At 67.6% G+C, this 4485-nt stretch carries 4 protein-coding genes and 1 pseudogene; 4 read left to right on the top strand and 1 reads right to left on the bottom strand.

Translation table 11 applies throughout. The features are described from left to right. Window positions 1-221 (bottom strand): annotated as a pseudogene (locus ACRDUX_RS03195) (hypothetical protein); the annotation flags it as partial. 43 nt (window positions 222-264) lie between these two features. On the opposite strand from ACRDUX_RS03195, the gene ACRDUX_RS03190 reads away from it, so the two are divergent. The 4 genes from ACRDUX_RS03190 to ACRDUX_RS03175 are packed head-to-tail and all read left to right on the top strand — an operon-like array spanning window position 265 to window position 4385. After that, window positions 265-1689, top strand: a complete 1425-nt coding sequence (locus ACRDUX_RS03190) for an MmgE/PrpD family protein (protein WP_526410947.1) — start codon at window positions 265-267, stop codon at window positions 1687-1689. Window positions 1690-1702: 13 nt separating this feature from the next. Beyond that, on the top strand, window positions 1703-2590 hold the full coding sequence (locus ACRDUX_RS03185) for an isocitrate lyase/PEP mutase family protein (RefSeq protein ID WP_526410945.1): 888 nt from the start codon (window positions 1703-1705) through the stop codon (window positions 2588-2590). Then, complete coding sequence (locus ACRDUX_RS03180; protein ID WP_526410944.1) at window positions 2581-3828, top strand: 3-isopropylmalate dehydratase large subunit; 1248 nt, start codon at window positions 2581-2583, stop codon at window positions 3826-3828. Before ACRDUX_RS03185 ends, ACRDUX_RS03180 begins: the two co-directional genes overlap by 10 nt. A gap of 8 nt (window positions 3829-3836) precedes the next feature. Beyond that, a complete protein-coding gene (locus tag ACRDUX_RS03175) occupies window positions 3837-4385 on the top strand; it encodes a LeuD/DmdB family oxidoreductase small subunit (RefSeq protein ID WP_526410949.1) in 549 nt (182 codons plus the stop codon). Window positions 4386-4485 lie beyond the last annotated feature (100 nt).

Here is a 4485-nt window from a genome sequence, read left to right as displayed (position 1 = left end):
ACCCCGAACTGATCACACAGCGACTGCTCGGTCGGAAGCGCGTCACCCGCGGTGAGTGCTCCACGGCCGATCTCGTCATGGAGGACCAGGAAGAGCTGACGGTGCAGCGACACGCCCGCAGCGGTGTTGACCAGCGCGGCGGCGTTCGGACCTTCCTGCACAGCTGAGAGCTTTTCACACCACTGGTTCACAGACCCGCCGTCTCCCGTTGCGTCATTCATCGAGATGTTGTTATATGAATATAACAACAGGAGGAGATTGCAGATGGGACGCGGCGCCGACGCCACTGATCCGCACGGGCCCACGGGGTTGCTCGCGCACTGGGTCGCAGGACTCGGCTCGGCGGACGTTCCGCCGCAGGTGCTCGAACGGGCCGCGTACCTTCTGCTCGACGGCGTCGGATGCGCCCTCATCGGGGCTGGTCTGCCATGGTCACGCACCGCGACGGACGCCGTTCTCGCCATGGAGGGCGCCGGCGACGCGATCGTCATCGGCACCGGCCTGCGGAGTAGCGCACCAGCGGCAGCGGTGCTCAACGGCACGTTCATCCAGGGGTTCGAACTCGACGACTTCCATCCGCTGGCTCCGCTTCACAGTTGCTCGCTGCTGATCCCTGCGTTGCTGTCGACGGCGTCGATTCGCCAGGCGCCCACCAGCGGCGCCGACTTCCTGCTCGCGGCCATCGCCGGCTTCGAGGTGGGCCCACGGGTCGGCTACACGCTGCACGGCGCGCAGATGCTGGACCGAGGCTGGCACTCCGGACCGGTGTTCGGTACGCACAGTGCCGCAATGGCATCCGGGAAGCTGCGCGGCCTGGCGCCATCCCAACTGGAAGATGCGCTAGGCCTCGCGGGCACCCAGTCGGCCGGGCTGATGGCCGCCCAGTACGAGGCGATGAGCAAGCGGATGCACCACGGCTTCGCGGCCCGAAACGGCTTCTACGCCGCGGGCCTCGCGGCCGCCGGATACATCGGCATCAAGCGGGTCTTCGAACGCGAGTACGGCGGATTCCTCAGCGTCTTCGGAGAGGGACACGATCCCGACGCCGCACCGCTGACCGGGCAGCTCGGCGAGCGTTGGGAGACCTCGATCATCATGGTTAAGTCCTACGCCGCGATGGGCGGGCTGCACGGAGCCATCGACGCGGCGCGTCGCCTCCGTTCTTCGATTGTCCCCGAGCAGATTTCACGGGTCGACATCACCGTGGGCGAGACCGTCTACAAGCACGGGTGGTGGCAACCCGAACGACCGCTGACGTCGATCGGGGCCCAGATGAACATCGGCTATGCGACGGCGGCTGCACTCCTCGACGGCAACGTCCTGCCCGAACAGTTCACCCCGCAGCGACTGGACTCCGACGACGTCTGGAGGCTCCTCGACTCGACCAAGGTGCACCTCGACGAGTCGTTGACCGATGCGCCCATCACCGAGCGCTTCCGCACCGACGTCGCGGTCACGATGGCCGACGGGACCGTGCACCACTCCCGCGTCGACCAACCACACGGCGCGCCCAACGACCCGGTCACCAACGATGAGCTGGTCGCCAAGTTCCACGGCCTTGCCGACCGGGTCACCACCCGCTCCCGCGCCGCGGCGATCGAACGGGCGGTAATCGGCCTGACCGACCTCGACGACGTCGGCGATCTCATCGACCTGCTGGCGGACCCCGTCGCCGGCGCCCTGGACTGAGGAGAGACTCGACATGCCAACCACTTCCGCGCGGCGAGCGCTGCGTGAACTGCTCGACCGCGGCGAGCTGATCGTCGCGCCCGGTGTCTTCGACGGCATCTCCGCGCAACTGACCAAGCGCACCGGGCACGCCGCCGGCTACCTGACCGGGGCGGGCGTTGCAGCGTCCGGCTTCGGCCTACCCGACATCGGACTGGTCACGGGCAGTGAGATGGCCGAGCGTGCCCGCGTTCTCAGCGATGCACTCGGCGACGTTCCGCTGATCGCCGACGCCGACACTGGCTACGGCGCACCGATCAACGTGGTGCGCACCGTGCGTCAATACGAGGCTGCCGGCGTAGCCGCGATTCAGCTGGAGGACCAGGCCTTTCCGAAGCGCTGCGGACATCTGCCCGACAAGCAGGTCGTCGACGCCGCGGTGTTCGAGCAGACTCTGGCCGCCGCCCTTGACGCCAGATCCGACGACAACCTGCTGGTCGTCGCGCGCACCGACGCGCGGGCCTCCTTCGGACTGGACGTCGCCATCGAGCGGGCCAACCGCTACGCCGCCGCGGGCGCGGACATCATCTTCATTGAGGCACCGCAGGGCACCGATGAGATCGAGCGCATCGCCCGAGAGGTCGACGCCCCCTTGCTGATCAACCTGGTACTGGGCGGCATGACGCCGATCGAATCGGCGTCGCGGCTCCAGGAGTTGGGTTATGCCATCGCCATCCACCCGAGTGACCCCCTCGCCAGGGCGACGGCGGCGATGCTCGAAGGTCTCTGCGCGCTCAACGGTACGAACGCCGCCGACTTCGCGCCCACCAAACCCGCCGACTTCTTCAACCTGGTCGGCATGGCCGAGTGGTTCGCACTCGACACCAAACTCGCAGCCACGGAGGACAAGTCATGGGCATGACTGTCATCGAGAAGATCTTCGCCCGCAAGGCCGGCCTCGCGGCGGTCGGCACCGGTGACACCGTCGTCGTCGACGTCGACATGACGGTGCTGATCGACCTGCAATTCGCCACGATGTGGATGGAACCCCTCAAGATCCACGACCCGGACAAACTGGCCATCGTGATGGACCACGCGGTCCCCGCCCCGACCCTCAAGGATGCCGCCGGCGGCCCGCGAGCCCGCAAGTTCGCCGCCGACTTCGGTATCGAACGCTTCTACGATGTCGGCAGGCACGGCATCTGTCACCAGGTCATCGCCGAGAACGGGCTGGCCCGGCCCGGAGAAGTACTGGCCTGCACCGATTCTCACACCTGCGCCGGAGGCGCGTTCAACACCGCGGCACGTGGCCTCGGCCCGGCCGAGGTCTATTCGATCATGTGCACCGGAAGCACCTGGTTTCAGATCGCGCCGACCATCCGCTACGAACTCCAGGGCACCCTGCCGGAGGCGGTGAGCGGCAAGGACGTCTTCCTGCACATCGCGAACACGTACGGCGATGCCGCCAACCTGAACCTGGAGTACGGCGGACCCGGACTGGCCAGCGTGCCGATGCACGACCGGCGCACCATCGCCACCCAGGGCGCCGAAGTGTCCGCCGACTTCAGCACATTCGAGCCCGACGACCTGCTGACATCGTTCCTCGACGAGCGCAGCGTGACCGGATATCGCTCCGCGACACCGGATCCCGACGCGAACTACCACGACGTCCGACGCGTCGATCTGGCCGCGCTCGAGCCCTACGTCGCCAAGCCCGGCACTGTCAGCCACAACGGGGTGCCCGTGTCGGAGCTGGGCAGGCAGAAGGTCGATCAGGCGTTCATCGGATCGTGCGCCAACGGGCAACTCGAGGACTTGGAGATTGCAGCGAACGTGTTGCGCGGCAAGTCCGTTGCCCCCGGCGTCCGGCTGCTCGTCACACCCGCCTCCCAGGCCGTGTACCGAGAGGCGATGCGCTTGGGCTACCTGCAGGCCATTGCGGACGCCGGGGGCGTCGTGACCAACTCCACCTGCGGCGCCTGCTTCGGCTATCACATGGGCGTCGTTGGACCCGGCGAAGTGTGCGTCACCTCGAGCACGCGCAACTTCACCGGGCGGATGGGCAGTACCGAGGCCGAGATCTTCATGGCCTCCCCCGCCACCGTCGCGGCATCGGCGATCGCCGGCTACATCACCGACGCAAGGAGCGTGACCGCATGACACTCAAGATCACCGGCAAGGTCTGGGTATTCGGCGACGACCTCAACACCGACGCCATGTACCCCGCGTTCGCCATGAAGATGGATCCGCCCGAGGCGGCCAAGCACGTCTTCTACGAGGTCCGTCCCGGCTGGACCGACCAGGTCACGCCGGGCGACATCGTGGTGGCGGGGCGCAACTTCGGCGTCGGGTCGTCGCGGCCCGTCGCGGCACTGTTCACCGAACTCGGCGTCGCCGGCCTGGTGGCCGAGGAGTTCAACTCGCTGTTCTTCCGCAATGCGGTCAACGCCGGCCTGCCCGCCATGACGTTGCCCGACGCGACGTCGCTGTTCACCGATGGCGACACGGGGACCTTCAACCTGTCCGACGCCACCTGGCGCAACGACACCGCCGAAAAGTCTGGCTGGGTACCGCGGCTACCCGACCTGATCCTCGACATCATCGCCGAGGGCGGAGTCATGCCGCGGCTGGCCGCGCAGGGTTACCTGCCCGCCGAACTGGGCGAGATATTGCGGTCCAGCACGGTGGCGATGCGCGGCGCCGGGAGCGGGGCCTGACCAGGGAGCGGTCAACGATCGGCAGCCTGTTGCGCCGGCTGCGCGCCGACCCGGGACGCAGCCCCCTTGCAGGCCATCAGTTGGACGCCCCGGCCACCAT

The sequence above is a fragment of the Mycobacterium sp. genome, from assembly GCF_050701675.1.
In the GTDB taxonomy this organism is placed as follows: domain Bacteria; phylum Actinomycetota; class Actinomycetes; order Mycobacteriales; family Mycobacteriaceae; genus Mycobacterium.
Note: the sequence above shows the minus strand (reverse complement) of the source record. Positions and strands in the feature narration are given on the sequence as shown.

Excerpts from the sequence above, each read along its gene's own strand:
- ACRDUX_RS03190 (WP_526410947.1), top strand. The coding sequence starts at position 265 with ATGGGACGCGGCGCCGACGCCACTGATCCGCACGGGCCCACGGGGTTG.
- ACRDUX_RS03185 (WP_526410945.1), top strand. The coding sequence starts at position 1,703 with ATGCCAACCACTTCCGCGCGGCGAGCGCTGCGTGAACTGCTCGACCGC.
- ACRDUX_RS03180 (WP_526410944.1), top strand. The coding sequence starts at position 2,581 with ATGGGCATGACTGTCATCGAGAAGATCTTCGCCCGCAAGGCCGGCCTC.